The sequence below is a fragment of the Tundrisphaera lichenicola genome (genome assembly GCF_051175385.1).
Taxonomy (GTDB): domain Bacteria; phylum Planctomycetota; class Planctomycetia; order Isosphaerales; family Isosphaeraceae; genus Tundrisphaera; species Tundrisphaera lichenicola.
In genome coordinates, this window is record NZ_CP195106.1 from 7,272,931 (window position 1) to 7,287,295 (window position 14,365).

Here is a 14,365-nt window from a genome sequence, read left to right on the forward strand (position 1 = left end):
CGGACCGGTTGAGCTCCAGCGACACCACCCAATTTCCAGGGTTCCACGGCGCCGCTTCACGGCCCCTTGGCCAGGGCATCGACGGGCGTGAGGCTGACGTCGTCGACCCAGACCTCGCCGACCTCGGCGTTGGCGATCCGGAAGTCCAGGGCCAGGGTGGTGGCCTCGGGCTCGGTCTTGATGATCCGCTCGAACAGGATCCAGCGGCCGGCGGTCGCGAACGAATGCTCGGAGGCGCCGTCGGAGAGGGGCTTCCAGGAGTTGGGGCTCTCGCGATACTGGGCGATCCGGGCCTTGAATTCCCCCTCGGTCCCGGGGGCGATCAGGTACCAGAATTTCAGGCGCATCCGGGTCGAGTAGCGGACCTTCCGCTCGGGGAACCGGTAATACTGGTTGCCCGGGACATCGGCCTCGAGGTGGAGGCTATCGGGGCCGGAGAGATATTGCCGGGTGTCCCGGTGGTCCTCCGACGGCTCGGGCCAGGTGTCCTGGGGGAGGGCCTGATATTGCTCGCGGTCGAGCGGCAGGACGTCGCGGACGGTGGAGCTTCCCAGCCGCAATTCCAGCTCGCGGCGACCGAGCAAGGGGTCATACTCGCCATAGAGGCAATGCTGGTGTTCGAGGCGGAGTCGGACCCGGAGGAGCCCACCGGGCTCGACGGTGAGGGTCGCCAGCGGCTCGGGGTCGCCCCCCCGACGCGGGGTCGACTCGGCGGACTTGCCCGTCCGAAGCTGGATCACCGCGCGTTCGCGGCACCGGGCGGACTCGTCGGCCGAGGCGACCACCTCGGCGAAGCCCGATGGGCTGGAGGCCCCGTCGATCGTGCATTCGGAGCGTCGAGGGGTCGCGTGGGCGGCGACCTTCGAGTTCGAGAGCCACCCCTCGATCCGGGCGTAGACCTCGGCCGGCGGGAGCACCAGGGGAGCCGCCCCGGCGTTCTTCAAGCTGTAGTCGACCTGCCAGTCTCCCTGGTCCTGCGCCAGCACCCGCTCGACGACGATGAGCCGTGCCGGGGTGGGCGGGGCGGGGGGGAGCTGGGCGGGGGCGGGAAGGCCCCCGACATGGATGACCAGGAGGGCCACGGCCAGGGGCCGGGCGAAGCGAAAACCGCGCGTTCGTTGCCGATTCATGGGCGACTTCGCCCTCCCGTCCGTGGAGAAGGACGTCGGACCGCCGCCTCGCCCACCGCGAGCGAGACGAACCCGCGGCCTGACGCCAACCTGGGGCCACGTCGCCCCGGGGACGCCTCGCGGTCATCGCGAGAGAGGTACAACAGCCCGACCTGAGGATCACGCCGGGCCGTCCCTTACCTTCTCTAGTGCGCGGATGCTCTCATCACAAATTTTAGATAATTCGTCAAGATTGACCTGAGATTGGATTCCGCCTCTTCGGGATATGCCGACTTGGCTTCTCCGTCCTCGATGAGTATGTTTAAGAGGGATCGCGAGGCATCTTTCAAGAAATCTACAAACTGGAGGCTCGGGGCGTCCTTTCCAGGCGTCCCGTCCTGGCACGCCAAAGGCGCGGAGCTCGCCCGTGTGGGATATGCCCCTGATCTTGATGATGCTCGCCTCCGCCCTGGCAGCGTGCTCGGCATTGGGAGGAGTGATCGCCCTCCGGAAGAAACGTCGGCCGACCGAGGGGGTGCTCCTGGGGCTATTCCTGGGCCCGATCGGCGTGGCCGTCGAGACCCGGCTCCCGGCCATCCCCCGGCCGGAAGTCTGCCAACGGGCCTGGAATTCGTTCCGCTCGATCGCGGCCTACGACCTGACCCACACTCGACCGCCGCGGAGGACCGGGGGACTCTGAGCCTTCGAGGCCCGATCACTCCTCGGGATCGGGCAGGCCGGGGATATACTCGGCGGCGTGTTCGAGGAATCGAGTCAGGAATCGGTCGATGAAGACCGAGACGGCAATCTGCGTGGTGGCATTGTCCATCCCCCAGATGCTGGCCCGAGGCTCGGTCAGATCCGGGTCCATCTGGATGCAATATTGCTCGTCGACGGCCAGCGAGAACGGGACCTCCTCGAACCATTGATGGGCCAGCGCATTCACGCCGGGACCGCCGAGCGAGATAGTCGGCACGAGCTGGAGCGGCTCGTCGTTCATCCAGCGAAAATCGGGCACCACGATCGTCCGAAAAGACAGGTCGAGCCGACCCGAGGCGAGCTCGATCTGCTGCCTGAGGTAATACGCCAGGGGGCGGTCCAGTTCCTCGGCCCTGAGCGTGCTGCCGGTCACGATCAGCAAGAGGGGCGGCGAATCGTCGGCCATGCGCGGCCCCTTCCATACCCTGATATCGCGTCGTAGCTGGTTCGTCCAATGAGGTGAGCGAGCCCCCATGTTAGCGAGCCACGGGGGGCCTTGCCAGTGATCCTGGGCGGGGCCGGCAACGGGGGATGCACCCGCGGATTCCTGGGCTCACGTCGGTCCGCGGTCTTCGCCCCCTCTCCCGCGAGGGGAGGGGGAGGGGGTCTTCGCCGAAGTCCGGATCGCCGACCCCTGGGATCTGGTCCCCTCCCCCCTGGTGGGGGAGGGTTAGGGAGAGGGGGCAGGGAACCCCCAGAAACCCTGTGTACACCCGGCGACGGGGCCGGGCTCGTCACTTCGCCTCGGTGGCTTTCCAGAGAGTGACGCGCCTCAGCGCGGCCTCGGCCGCCTGGAGCTCGTCATCCCCCTCGGCCTCGAACTGCTGGCTGACGGCCCGAAGGCCCTCGACCGGGATCACGCAGGAGAACCGGACCTGGCCGTCGGTCTCGGCCTCCATCGAGTAGCGGGTGATCCCCAGGAGTCGCATCCGCTTGCGGATCTCGGCCCAGTCCGGGGCCGAGGCCGACGCCGGTCCCGGGGGAGGATCGACCGAGGCGAGCCGGGCCACGGCATCGGCCTTGGGCGAAGTCCCGAGGTCGCTCGGGGGCTGCTCGACCATCAAGGGCGAGGGCGAAGGTCCGAGGTCGGGCGAGGGGAGTTCGGACGGCCGGGCCATCACCGGCTCGGGTGCCGGTGTCGGCGTCGGCGTCGAGGGCAGTTCCGGCGGCGAGGCGGGCTCGGCTGCCACCACCGGCCCGGCCTCCTTCGCCGGAGCCTTCGGCTTCGGGCCGGAGACGCTGGGCAATTCGACATCCAAGGGCGCGGCCTGGGCGGTCGGGAACTGCTTGGGCTTCGCCGAGGCCGGTGCCTGGGCGGCCGGCGGCTTGTCGACGACGATGATGCTGGGCCCGCCCAGGACGGTCCGCTGGAGCCAGATCAGGCCCGGTCCGTTGATCGCCGCCCCCCCCGCGAACGCGGCACCGATCAGCAACAGGGCAAATACCGTGTGGCGGAGCATCGAAGTCGGCCTCCTTGCCGCCCTCTTCGCCGGAGGTCCCCCGGTCGATCCCGAAGAAATGTCCGGCCGGATCCCAAGGAGTCGCCGCCGCCGGCGAACTCCTACTCAGGGGGCCCCGGCATTGGACCGGAGATCGCTTACACGAGCAAGGTCAAATACCCCCGCGAGCCGCCCCTTGTCAGCGAGTCCTCCGGCGGTTTTCAAGAGGTTGTCGATCTGATAGGCTGGAAAATATGCTCGGAGTGATCTGGTCGATTTTGACGCTGCCTTTCCGCATGCTCGGCTGGACGCTCGACTTCCTGAGTCGGCTGACCGGCCTGGGGCTCGGGTTCTCGTTGATGGTCGTGGGCGTGGCCCTGGGGGCCGGCCCTTCGATGGCCCTGGGCATCCCCGTCTTCGTCATCGGCCTGATCCTCACGCTCCGGAGCCTGGGCTGACCGGGCTAGATGGAGAGGGTCGCCCCCCGATGTCGTCGATCTACCTGGACCATAACGCGACGACCCCGATCGACCCCGAGGTCCTGGAAGCGATGCGCCCGCACTGGCTGGCCGGGGGCAACCCCGAGAGCCGCCACGCCGCCGGTCGATCGGCCCGTCGGGCTCTCCATCAAGCCCGAGAGCAGGTCGCCGAGATCCTGGGAGCCCGGACCGGCGAGGTCGTCTTCACCTCGGGCGGGACCGAGGCCAACAACCTGGCGATCTTCGGCCTGGCCGCGATCGACACTTCGTCCGACCCCCACCTCATCTCCAGCCCGATCGAGCATCCGGCGGTGGCCGGGGCCGTCGCGAAGCTGGAGGCCGACGGATTCGCCGCGGATCGACCCGACGTCGACGACGAAGGTCGGGCCGATCCCGCCGTCATGGCCTCGATGATCCGCCCGGGGACCCGGCTGGCCACCCTGATGCTGGCCAGCAACGAGACCGGCGCGATCCAGCCGGTCGTCGAACTGGCCGGGATGGCTCGGGAGCGCGGCGTCCCGACCCACACCGACGCCGTCCAGGCGGTCGGGCGGATCCCGGTCGACTTCCACGCCCTCGGCGTGGACACCCTGGCCGCCAGCGCCCACAAGTTCCACGGCCCGGCCGGGGTGGGCCTCCTCCTGGTCCGCGAAGGGATCAAGCTCCCCCCTCGACTCTTCGGGGGCAACCAGCAGGGGGGAATCCGCCCGGGAACCCCGGCGGTCGCCCTGGCGGTCGGCCTGGCGACGGCACTCGTCCGATGGCACGAGGCGGCGGCCGAGCGGGTCGCCCGCTGGGAGCGGCTTCGCGACCGACTGGAATCGGGCCTGATCGATCGACTAGGACCGGGGCGGGTGGTCCGGAATGGCCCGCTCGACGACGCGAGCCGCCTCCCGCAGACCATCAACCTCGGCTTCCCCGGCCTCGACGGCGACGCCCTGTTGATGCAGCTCGACCTGGCCGGGGTGGCGGCCTCGCTGGGATCGGCCTGCGCCAGCGGGGCCTCGGAACCCTCGCCCACCCTGCTCGCCATGAGTGTCCCCGCCGACCGGCTCCGATCTTCGGTCCGATTCAGCCTGGGGGCCTCGACCACCGAGGCCGAGATCCAGGAGGCCGTCCGCCGGATCGCCGCCGTCGTCGAGAGGATCGCGACGGCCGAGGGGCCAGATTTCTCGGAATGACCGATCGAACATCGGTATCCCTTGACATCTACTAGGCGGCCCGTACTATAGAAGCCGTCGAGGTGATATCGAGGAGCGTGCCGATGTCCGAGATCCTGCCGACGGGCCGGGAACTGGCCGCCTTGAAGGTGCTCTGGCACCGGGGCAAGGCCACGGTCCGCGAGGTTTACGCCGAGCTTCGGCCCCGCGACGGCGAGCTGGCCTACACGACGGTTTTGAGCCTGCTCCAGACGATGGAGCAGAAGGGGCTTGTGGGCCACGAGTCGGCCGGGAAGGCATATGCCTATTTCGCGACGGTCCCGCGTGACGGCGTCTTTCGGAAGCTGGCCGGAGGCTTCCTGGACCAGGTGTTCGACGGGGCCCTGGGCGAATATGTCGCGAGAGCACTCCAGTCTCGACCTCCTAGCCTTGAGGAACTGGATCGCCTGGAACGGATGATCGCCGAGGCGAAGCGAGAGAACCTGCGGCAGTCCTAGTGGGCAGCAAAGGCGACCGGGAAGGGGGAGAGCGATGACTCCGGGGATCGAGCCGGTCGTCTCGGGACTGATCGAGGTTTATGGGCTCTCGACGCTCGTCCTGGCCCTGGCGGGCCTGGCGATGAAGGCGTCGAGGCAGCCGGCTCGCCGATTGCTGGTCGCGAAGTCGACCCTGGTCGTCCTCCTGCTGCTGTCCCCGATCGTGGCCGGGGCCCGCTGGGGATGGCCGGGGGGGCATCGGGAGAAAATCCCGACCGTCGCGGGCGACGCTTCGCGAAGCATCAAGGCCTGCGATTGCGTGACGGCCGCCCCGCCGGGTCGGGATGGGCTCTCGGCCTTGCTCGCCGGCTTCGGGGTCGGATCGGTCGCGATGGTCGGCTGGCTGGCGCTGGGGGCCCTGGCGTCGGTTCGCGTCCACCGGGACTCGCGAGAGGCTCCCGGTCGACTCCGGGAAATCCTGGATCGCGTCGCGGGGCAGGGGGGGCGACCGCCTCGCCTGATCCTCGCCCCGAAGCTGGCCCATCCGGTCGCGGTCGGCCTGATCCGACCCTCGATCCTGCTTCCGATCCGGTTCGTCGAGGCCGAGCCGGAGGGCCGGATCGAGGCGGCGCTGACTCATGAGTGGGCCCACATCCGGAATGGCGACCTCTGGTTGCTGGCCGGGACTCGCCTGCTACTGCCGATCCTGTTCGCCCACCCGCTTTATTTCTGGCTCCGTCGGCGGATTCGCGAGGACCAGGAGGCGCTGGCCGATGCGTCGGCCGCCGGGATTGACGGTCGGATCGCCTACGCCGAGGCCCTCCTGGGCTGGGCCCGATCGGGCGAGGGGCGGCTCGCGAATCGATTCGTGCCATCGCTGGGCCTCTGGGGGCAATCTTCGCTCGGGAGTCGAGTGGCCTTGCTCCTGGATCGGGATTTCCAGGTCGAGCCGACCTCTCCTCGTCGATGGCGGCTGGGTGCCGGGGTCGTCGCCGTGGTGCTGGTGGTCGGGCTGGGGCTGGCACCGATCCACGACATCGCCATTTCCGGACCTCCCGCCATCGTGCCCCATGTCCACCCGATCGAGCCCATCCCGACGATTTTTGATCCTTCGATCTCGGTGATGTGTTGTCCCGTCGAGACCCCACCGCCACCGGTCGCCCGGTCCTGGACCGGGGGATGCGACGGGGGCTGAGCCTCGACCGCCCGATATCCGAATCCGGATCGACCGGGACCCGGTTCCCGGCCGGCACCCTCGTCGCTTCGTCGGAGTCATCATCTCATGTTTGATTCGTCCTCTGAAGCTCCGCAAAAGGCCTCGAATCCTCGGAGGGCCTACCGGTTGTGGCCGATCGCCTTGACGGCGGCGGGCGTCTGCCTGCTGGCCCTGTTCGCGACGGCATCCCGATCCCAGTTTCCGGGCGGGTTCGCGACGTCGAAAGGCACGGACGACCTCGGATTCGCCGTCCCCCAGACGCCGAGCCAGCCGGCCCCGATCAACCGTCCGGACGTCCTCGACCTGGAACCCGCCGTCGCGCAGGCCGAGCTGATCCTGGCGGTCCGCCTGGTGGACGTGACCGAGACAAAGATCGTCCACGGCGGTCAGAACGTGCAGGTCACCCAGCAATACCGGTTCGAGCCGGTCCGGGTCCTCAAGGGGATCTTCGCCCGGGGCGAGTTGCTGATGACCGGCCAGGACCTGGGGATCTACCGGTTCGCCGAGGGATCCGACCGCCTGTCCCGGGGCCAGCTCATGCTGGTCCTGCTGGCCCGCCAGGGCCAGAACTACTTCAACTGCAACGGGGCCACCACGCTCGGCCAGTCGATCCCCCGGCTCGATGGCAAGGACGACCCGCTGCTGGCCTCCGCCGAGGTCCTGATCGAGATGACCCGCCGTCGCGACCGGGGCGAACGGGTCTCGCTCCTGGTCGACGGCCTGAAGCGGGCCAAGGGGCGGGACGCGACCCCGCTCCTGCTGGCCCTCCGTCGCCGGGCCCTCCTGGCGAGCCGAGACCCCGGCATCGCCGAGGCGATCTTGCCCCACCTGAAGGCCGCCTCCCCGACCCTCCGCGAAGTCGCCGCCCGGAGCCTCTCGTCGCTACTCGACTCGCTCCCCGGTCCGAAACCGCTCGATGACCCGTCGGAAAACCGACCATTCCCGACCGAGGCCGCCCGGGCGCTGATCGCATCGCTCGGCGACTCCACGTCCGACGTGGCCGCCCGGGTGGCGGTGATCGACGCGCTCGGGGCGACGGACCTCGCGGCGATCCGCAAGTCTCCCGAGGCGCTGGCCTGGCTGGACGCCGAGCCGACCCCATCGACCTTCGCCGAGGAAGCCGCGAGGCTCCGGGCCCTGGGCAAGCTCGGCGCGACCGATCGCAAGGACGAGGCCGCCCGGGCCTACGAGTCGCTCCGCCTCGATGCCCCGGCCGAGATCCAGGAGGCTGCGGGCCGGACGATCGCCCGACTCGACCCGATGAAGGCCGTCGGGCTGATCTCGAGCCGCCTGGAGCGGAAGGAAAAGGCCGGGTTCGAGACCTCGCCCGAGATCGCCCGACTTGGCGACCTCCCGCCCGAGGTCGCCGCCCCGGCGCTCCTGAAGGCGGGGGGACGGCCCCTCGGCTCCCAGGAGCAGTTGGCCTTCGCCCAGGCCTGCGCGAAGGTGGCCGACCCTCGCCTGATCCCCGCCATCGCGACCCTGCTCGACCCCCGCCAGTGGCAGGTCCGGGCCTCCGCCATCGAGGCCCTCGTCAAGATCAACACCGACGAGGCCGCCAGCGCCCTCTGGCCCCACCTGATCGAGGAACCCGACCTCTCCCGGCAGCTCCGGCTGGTCGCCTTCCTGGGCCGCCACGGATTCCGGGACGGCTACGCCCAGGCCATCGAACACCTCTCGCAGGCCGCCCTCCTGGAAGAGGCGGTGGGGGCGGTCGCGGCGATCGGCGAGCCCAGCACGATTCCCGAACTCCGACGGATCTGGGAGACCAGCAACGACCTCACCTGGAACGCCGCGGCGATCCGAGGCCTGGCCCGGCTCGGGCAGGCGGACATCGCCCCGAGGCTCCTGGAGATCGCCCGGACCCCGGGAGATCCGCTCGCCGATTCGGCCCTGATCGGCCTGGGCGACCTGGGGACGCCCGAGGCCCTGCCGATCGTCCGCGAGGCGCTCAGCTCCCGTCGAGACGAGATCGTCATCGCCGCCGCCAGGGCGGCCGCCCGACTCCTGGGCCGGCCGAGCCGCGAAGACGGACCGACCCGCGACCGGCTGGCCGGGCTCCTGGCCGACGCCGACGCCTCGGCACCGGTCCGGCAGGCCGCGCTCGGGGCACTTTCGAGCCTCGGAGACCCCAGGCTCACCTCGACGCTCGACGAGGTCGCCCGCGACGCCAGCCTCGAAGGGACGCCGCTGCTCGAACAGGTCGAGCGGGCGATCAGGGAGCGGGGCTCGAAGCCCGCCGATCCCGGGAAGGGGTGACCGCCCGACCCTTGCCGCCGCCGAGGAACCGCCCGAGCTTCGTCCCGCGGACCAGGACGTGGTAGCTCGCCAGCCCGAGGGCCAGGGTTGCCGACAGGGTGAAGGCAAACTTCAGGGTCGTCGGGGCCTGGGTCGGCACGAGCGCCGCCTGGATCAACCCGACGACCGGCATGTGGGCCAGGTAAAGCCAGAAGGACGCCTCCGCCAGGTAGCGGATCACCTGCGACCTGCGGGCGCAGTGCCTTCGGTAGACCCCGATCAGGCCGAAAACGGCCAGCCACGAGAACAGGGCCCCGGTCAGGGCCAGGGCCCAGGATTCCGTCCCGCTCATCGTCCCCGACCAATCCCGGGGCAGGAGCCGGGCCCGGTAGGCGAAGACCGGGACCGAGGCCGCCAGGATCCACCACCCTCGGGCCGCCAGGATCCCAAGCCCGTCGCGGACCCGGTGCAATCCGATCCCGATCGCGAAGAACGTCCCGTAGTGGGCCAGCCGGATCAGGTTCGGGAAGAAGGAATTGTGGCGATCCAGCGACAGGTCGACCCCAGCGACCTCGCGACCGATCCGCATCAGGATTATCGAGGGAATCGCCAACGCGATCGGGGCCCAGGGGGCCAGGAGCCAACGCCAGGCCTGGGGTTCGTCCTCGGCGGTGCTCCGGTCGAAGCGGACCTTCTTCCGGCGAAGCCCTCGGGCCGCCCGGATCCGGTTCTTCTTCGAGGCCAGGTCGACCCGGATCTTCTCGCGGGCCTCGTCGCGATCGAGCTTCGACCTCCGGAGCCAGCCGAACCCCAGGAGCATCGGGGCCAGGTAGAGCAGGAACCAGAGGTGCGCGGGGCCGTAGAGGTCGGACATGATGGCGGGGTCGAGGAACCGCATCCGCCGGAATTCGTGGAAGGTGCATCGGCCGGTCGCCAGCCATCCGAGAGTCCAGGCGAAGAAGCAGAGCGGCAGGAGGATCGGCCCGGCCGCGAGCATCGGGACGATCACCCGGCGGACCCGGCTCCGGAGGAAGGCGGAAGGCCCTCGAGATTGCTCGACCTCGGCGGCGAAGAAGCCGCTGATCGCGAAGAAGAGGGGGACCGAAACCCCCATCGCCCACCAGCTGAAGAGGTCGAAGCCCCGGTGCACCGAAGGCTCGCGGACCCCCCAGAGGAGCCGGGGGATGTCGAGCCGGGTATAAGCCAGGGCGGAATGGAGCGTCACGACCAGCAGGATCGCGGTCGCCCTCAGGGCGTCGAACTCGGATAGACGATGGCGAGATCCGGGACTCCCGACGGGCTCCCGGCTCGGCCTGGGCTTTTCACGACGCCTGGGGTGGGCCCCCCGACGTGACGGATCGGTCTCGATCAACGGTCGATGCTCCGGGGCCGCCCGCCCGTCATCCCGGGTCGCGAAGGAGATTCCACCCCGTTCATCATCGGCCCCCGGCCCCGGCCGCCTTGAGCGGTCCGAGATGGTCGAGCCCGCCGGCTTACCGGGCGATGAACTTGATCCAGGTGTTCCGCGAGGTCCCCCAGACCGGCTTGCCGGCCCAGCCGTCGGCGTGCCGGGTCATCAAGGAATCCCCCTCCCCCCAGGGGAACGCGATCGGCAAGGCCCGGTGGCCGGCCCAATGGTCGCGGTCGGCGATGAAGCACTTCACCTCGGAGGGATCGTCGCAGACCGACCAGCGGCCCGAATCCGGCTCGGTCATCACGCTCACGCCAGAGTCGCCCCGGCCGGAGACGGCGAAATACTGGGTGCCCCCCCATCGAAGCCGGTTGTTCACCACGTTGAAGACCAGCCAGTCCCCTCGTCGGACATCGAGAGTGATCCGCTCCACGGTGGCCCCGTGGATTTCATCGACCAGCTCTCTCCGGTCGTCGGGAACCTTCACCCCGTTGTGGTAGATGTCCACGATGAAGTCGTCGACCACCGCGATCAGGGTCCGGGCGATCACCGGCTCGGAAGGCGGAGGATTGTCGGCCGGCGCGTCGCCGGAGAGGCCCAGGGCTGCCAACAGGGCGGTCAGCCCAATCTTGAGGAATCGTCTCATCAGAGTCTCCTGCCAGGGTCGTTCGAGTCGAGGAGTTCCCGCCTTCCACACAACGAGCGAAGGGAGGTTTTCTTGGGGCCGGCTCGCCCTCCCACGATCACCCGGCCCGCTCCCCTCCGCAACCGATAAAATTTAACAATTTGACGCTGGACAGGGATGGAACAAACGTCCACAATACCCGGCTGCTCAAATCCTGGTCGTTTGTCCAGAAGGAGACACGTCATGAATCTGCAAAAGCCACTGGCCTTTCTCTGCCTGACGGCCTCGATCCTGGGATGCCCGCCGATGACGACCGCTCAGGAGCCGCCCCCGCCCCCGAAGCCGATGGCCGAGCACAAGATCCTGGCCGAGGACGAGGGCACCTGGGACGCGACGATCAAGTCGTTCGTGGCCGGGCCCGACGCGGAGCCGATGGTCAGCAAGGGGACCGAGGTCAACACCGTCATGCCCGGCGGACTCTGGGTCCTCTCCAAGTTCGAAGGCAGCTTCGGCGACGCGAAGTTCGAGGGGCGCGGGCAATTCGGCTACGATTCGGCCAAGAAGAAGTACGTCGGCACCTGGATCGACTCGATGAGCCCCTCCCTCTCGATCCTGGAGGGGACGTACGACGCCAAGACCAGGACGATGACCTTCGAGGGGGACGGATATGACCCCAGCACCAAGACCAAGTACACCCAGAAGATGGTCACCACGACGAAGGAAGACGGCAAGCGTGTCTTCACGCTCTACATGAAATTCGACGGGGGTGGCGACGAGGTCAAGTTCATGGAGGTGGAGTACACCAGGCGGAAGTCCTGACGTCGTCCGGGCGGGCCATGCCGGGTCGTGGCCCGCGCCCGGCCAGATCCCGGCCTCAAGGTTCCGGGGCATGCGGGTTCCGGACGTCGGAGAGGAACTGGGCGAGGATCGGGGCGAGCATGTCGCGAATTCGCCGTTCCAGGTCGTCGTCCGTGGGCTTCGCGGGGATGGACAGGGCGGCATGGACGACGGTGGATGCGGGCTGGGGGGGCCGGGGCTCGCCATCGAGCGTGAGCCTCAGGGCGATCGGCTGATGCCCGCCGAGCGAGCGGAGCAGGGCGGGAAGCTCGCGATCGTCGGCCACCGAGAGGGTCTCGGGGAGGCCGAAGGCGGGCCGGAGATTGGGCGAGACGAAGACTCGCGAGATCTTGGAACGCGGGCCGGTCAGGAGGGCCATCGCCCCGTCACGCTCGGCGGCGGCGGCCAGGAGGTCGCGGTCGCAGTCGGCCAGGGTATGGAGCTTCTCCGGCGCGAAGACGACGGCCGCCTCTCCGACGACCACCCAATCGAACTCGCCGTGACCCCGTCGGATCGCGTGGCGGATCGCCTCGGCGTAGGGCGTGGGCGCCGAGTCGCCGGAGATCGGGCGGCCCACCGGCACGAGTTGGAAGGCCACCGTCCCCGATCGCCGGGTCGACGCCCGGACCGTCACCAGTAAAGGCAGCGCGACCCCGTCGGGCATCTCGACGCCCCAGGACTTCCGCTCGACGACCAGCGACTTGCTCCGGCGGAAGAGGAAGGCCAGCGCCGGGTGTTCGCCGGCCGGCTCGTGGAAGAAGTCGTAATCGAGGTTGAAGTTCGACTCCAGGTGCTCGCGGAGCGCCGCGACATAAGTGCCGTCGGCGTGCGCCAGGCACCAGAGGTCGATCCCCATGTCGGCAATCATCCGGCCGACTTCGCCGAGCTGGTCGCGCGAGGCCAGCTCCAGGCCCCGGATGTTCCAGAAGGCCAGGTCGAGGTCGTCGGTGTCCTCTCGGTAACTGTCGACCACCACCTCGGCGGCGTTCCGGCCGAACGCCCGGCGGCCCAGGGCCCCGAAGAAGCCGACGCGCGGGTCGATCCCGCCGAAGATCCCGCGGAGCTTCGCGAGCTGGTCGCGGGCCTCGGAGGCGTTGACCTCCTCGATCTCCAGCCAGATCGCGATGGCCGAGATCCGGATGCCCTCGTTGAGGAATCGCCCCGAAGGCTCGGACGAGTCGGCCGCCACCGAGGCGTGATGCAACGCCACCGGCTCCCAGTGGTTGTTGAACACCGGGCTCCCCGAGGACCCCGGCTCGGTCGAGCAGGCGTAATGCACCACCACATGGTCGACCTTGACCACGCGGTTGTCGCGGAGCGCCACCTCCTTGGGCCGCCCCCGAGGATGCTGGATGATGTTGACCGTCTCGGTGGGCCCGATATTCAGGCTGTTCCGGTCCAGCCCGATCGAGCCGAGGAATTCCAGGCCCTGGACCCCGCAGAACGTGAAGTCGAGCTCCGCATTCGTCACGAAGAGCGAGTCGGGGTCCAGCGAGACCGACGCCGGTCGGCCGGGTGCCGCGCCCGGGGAGGATGCCTCGAAATTGGCCAGCGCGATCGTGGCCCCGGCGGTCCCGGGGTCGGGCAAGACGTGGTGGTTGGTCAGGAGGATCCCCGGTGCCACCAGGAAGGCCGATCCCGAGGCGCCGTCGCTTCGCAGGAGCTTCACGACCGCCCGACCCAGTCGATCCCCCGTCCTCAGGAAGTGAAACGGCAAAAGCGAACTGGTCGCGTCCAAGATTAACTCCAGGTTGTCCGGCCTCAACTCGATGGACTGCACCGAGTGAAGGGTTCGCGATTCCAGGGGATATCGCCCGTCCCCACGACCCAGGAACTTCCCATTCAACTCGGTCTCTCGCGGCAGGTCTTCATCAGGGCCAGGGACGTCGGCGGTTGGTCCTCCGTGAGCCTCGTCCGGGAAACGAGCTTGATCCGCCCACTCATCGCAATTCGAACTAGTCATAGAATGGATCTCTCGTCTCCGGACCTGATGCATCGACGACAGTCTCCGGTCTCCTAAATCATCCGGAAATCCGGGCCTCGCAAACCGACTATCCCGAAAAATCCCGATTCGATGCCTCAAGCCGGGACTCCGCAGGGCCGATCCTGAGCGGAACCGGGCACCGATCGCCGGCAAGCACGCCCCTCGGTCCGGGGGCCTGCCGGCCGGGATGCCGGGAAGAAGACAAGGGAGCGCGAATGCCGATGCAAGACCGACGATCCCACGGACCCCTCCCGCCGGTCGCTCCCCTTTGGGCCTCGTCCATGAGGCCGGGAATCGTGCTCGACCGGATCTGGGCCGCCCTCGCGATCCACAGGGGCATGGGCCCGCTCGCCCGCCCGGCCCCCACCCCCGAGGCGACGTTCCGCCCCCGCTGGGCGGGCCGCGACGCGATCCGCGCCCGACCCGCCCGAAGGATCGAGTCCCCCGACCTCCCCGCAATTTGAACATTTGGTGGAAACCCGGCCGACAATTGGTTGTCGGGGTCGCCTCGACGGGCTACGATGACCCTGATACCCGAACGTGAACCGGCCGGGTTCCCCGGCCCGGTCGCGCCCGCCCGCCGATCGAATTCCACTCGATCGCCGCAACCCGCCTCGGAGGGACCACACCCC

General features: G+C 69.0%; 14 protein-coding genes. 8 read left to right on the top strand and 6 right to left on the bottom strand.

Annotated features, from left to right (window positions below):
* Nucleotides 1–56: 56 nt before the first annotated feature.
* Entirely contained in the window at nucleotides 57–1,130 is a 1,074-nt protein-coding gene (locus tag P12x_RS28890) for a hypothetical protein (protein ID WP_435008571.1), read from the bottom strand.
* A 406-nt stretch (nucleotides 1,131–1,536) separates the two neighbouring features.
* Here P12x_RS28890 and P12x_RS28895 point away from each other — a divergent pair, with 406 nt between their 5' ends.
* The gene (locus tag P12x_RS28895; protein WP_435008572.1) at nucleotides 1,537–1,809 is read left to right on the top strand and encodes a hypothetical protein; all 273 of its coding nucleotides are present in this window, start codon (nucleotides 1,537–1,539) and stop codon (nucleotides 1,807–1,809) included.
* A gap of 15 nt (nucleotides 1,810–1,824) precedes the next feature.
* Here P12x_RS28895 and P12x_RS28900 read toward each other — a convergent pair whose 3' ends face one another.
* The gene (locus P12x_RS28900) at nucleotides 1,825–2,274 is read right to left on the bottom strand and encodes a hypothetical protein (RefSeq protein ID WP_435008573.1); all 450 of its coding nucleotides are present in this window, start codon (nucleotides 2,272–2,274) and stop codon (nucleotides 1,825–1,827) included.
* A 328-nt stretch (nucleotides 2,275–2,602) separates the two neighbouring features.
* Nucleotides 2,603–3,328: a hypothetical protein gene (locus P12x_RS28905; protein WP_435008574.1), complete on the bottom strand. Its 726-nt coding sequence runs from the start codon at nucleotides 3,326–3,328 to the stop codon at nucleotides 2,603–2,605.
* Nucleotides 3,329–3,561: 233 nt separating this feature from the next.
* On the opposite strand from P12x_RS28905, the gene P12x_RS28910 reads away from it, so the two are divergent.
* The 5 genes from P12x_RS28910 to P12x_RS28930 all read left to right on the top strand — a co-directional run bounded on the left by P12x_RS28910 (nucleotide 3,562) and on the right by P12x_RS28930 (nucleotide 8,897).
* Nucleotides 3,562–3,765 carry a hypothetical protein gene (locus P12x_RS28910; protein ID WP_435008575.1) on the top strand — a complete coding sequence of 68 codons (204 nt, stop codon included), beginning with the start codon at nucleotides 3,562–3,564 and terminating at the stop codon, nucleotides 3,763–3,765.
* Between the two features lie 29 nt (nucleotides 3,766–3,794).
* Complete coding sequence (locus tag P12x_RS28915; protein WP_435008576.1) at nucleotides 3,795–4,967, top strand: cysteine desulfurase family protein; 1,173 nt, start codon at nucleotides 3,795–3,797, stop codon at nucleotides 4,965–4,967.
* An 83-nt stretch (nucleotides 4,968–5,050) separates the two neighbouring features.
* A complete protein-coding gene (locus P12x_RS28920) occupies nucleotides 5,051–5,443 on the top strand; it encodes a BlaI/MecI/CopY family transcriptional regulator (RefSeq protein WP_435008577.1) in 393 nt (130 codons plus the stop codon).
* 34 nt (nucleotides 5,444–5,477) lie between these two features.
* Nucleotides 5,478–6,617: a M56 family metallopeptidase gene (locus P12x_RS28925; protein WP_435008578.1), complete on the top strand. Its 1,140-nt coding sequence runs from the start codon at nucleotides 5,478–5,480 to the stop codon at nucleotides 6,615–6,617.
* 147 nt (nucleotides 6,618–6,764) lie between these two features.
* Complete coding sequence (locus tag P12x_RS28930) at nucleotides 6,765–8,897, top strand: HEAT repeat domain-containing protein (protein ID WP_435008579.1); 2,133 nt, start codon at nucleotides 6,765–6,767, stop codon at nucleotides 8,895–8,897.
* Here P12x_RS28930 and P12x_RS28935 read toward each other — a convergent pair.
* Nucleotides 8,854–10,248: an acyltransferase family protein gene (locus tag P12x_RS28935; protein ID WP_435008580.1), complete on the bottom strand. Its 1,395-nt coding sequence runs from the start codon at nucleotides 10,246–10,248 to the stop codon at nucleotides 8,854–8,856. The genes P12x_RS28930 and P12x_RS28935 overlap by 44 nt on opposite strands.
* Nucleotides 10,249–10,369: 121 nt before the next feature.
* Nucleotides 10,370–10,933, bottom strand: a complete 564-nt coding sequence (locus tag P12x_RS28940; RefSeq protein WP_435008581.1) for a hypothetical protein — start codon at nucleotides 10,931–10,933, stop codon at nucleotides 10,370–10,372.
* A gap of 222 nt (nucleotides 10,934–11,155) precedes the next feature.
* Between P12x_RS28940 and P12x_RS28945 the strand changes: the two genes are divergently transcribed.
* Nucleotides 11,156–11,731, top strand: a complete 576-nt coding sequence (locus P12x_RS28945; RefSeq protein WP_435008582.1) for a DUF1579 domain-containing protein — start codon at nucleotides 11,156–11,158, stop codon at nucleotides 11,729–11,731.
* Between the two features lie 55 nt (nucleotides 11,732–11,786).
* Here the strand turns inward: P12x_RS28945 and P12x_RS28950 are convergent, their stop codons facing one another.
* Nucleotides 11,787–13,595: a trypsin-like serine peptidase gene (locus P12x_RS28950; protein ID WP_435008583.1), complete on the bottom strand. Its 1,809-nt coding sequence runs from the start codon at nucleotides 13,593–13,595 to the stop codon at nucleotides 11,787–11,789.
* A 359-nt stretch (nucleotides 13,596–13,954) separates the two neighbouring features.
* Between P12x_RS28950 and P12x_RS28955 the strand changes: the two genes are divergently transcribed.
* The gene (locus tag P12x_RS28955; protein ID WP_435008584.1) at nucleotides 13,955–14,197 is read left to right on the top strand and encodes a hypothetical protein; all 243 of its coding nucleotides are present in this window, start codon (nucleotides 13,955–13,957) and stop codon (nucleotides 14,195–14,197) included.
* Nucleotides 14,198–14,365 lie beyond the last annotated feature (168 nt).

What these genes read in the sequence shown, in the direction of transcription:
- P12x_RS28890 (WP_435008571.1), bottom strand. Translation starts at nt 1,130, where the DNA reads ATGAATCGGCAACGAACGCGCGGTTTTCGCTTCGCCCGGCCCCTGGCC.
- P12x_RS28900 (WP_435008573.1), bottom strand. Translation starts at nt 2,274, where the DNA reads ATGGCCGACGATTCGCCGCCCCTCTTGCTGATCGTGACCGGCAGCACG.
- P12x_RS28905 (WP_435008574.1), bottom strand. Translation starts at nt 3,328, where the DNA reads ATGCTCCGCCACACGGTATTTGCCCTGTTGCTGATCGGTGCCGCGTTC.
- P12x_RS28910 (WP_435008575.1), top strand. Translation starts at nt 3,562, where the DNA reads ATGCTCGGAGTGATCTGGTCGATTTTGACGCTGCCTTTCCGCATGCTC.
- P12x_RS28915 (WP_435008576.1), top strand. Translation starts at nt 3,795, where the DNA reads ATGTCGTCGATCTACCTGGACCATAACGCGACGACCCCGATCGACCCC.
- P12x_RS28920 (WP_435008577.1), top strand. Translation starts at nt 5,051, where the DNA reads ATGTCCGAGATCCTGCCGACGGGCCGGGAACTGGCCGCCTTGAAGGTG.
- P12x_RS28925 (WP_435008578.1), top strand. Translation starts at nt 5,478, where the DNA reads ATGACTCCGGGGATCGAGCCGGTCGTCTCGGGACTGATCGAGGTTTAT.
- P12x_RS28940 (WP_435008581.1), bottom strand. Translation starts at nt 10,933, where the DNA reads ATGAGACGATTCCTCAAGATTGGGCTGACCGCCCTGTTGGCAGCCCTG.
- P12x_RS28945 (WP_435008582.1), top strand. Translation starts at nt 11,156, where the DNA reads ATGAATCTGCAAAAGCCACTGGCCTTTCTCTGCCTGACGGCCTCGATC.
- P12x_RS28955 (WP_435008584.1), top strand. Translation starts at nt 13,955, where the DNA reads ATGCAAGACCGACGATCCCACGGACCCCTCCCGCCGGTCGCTCCCCTT.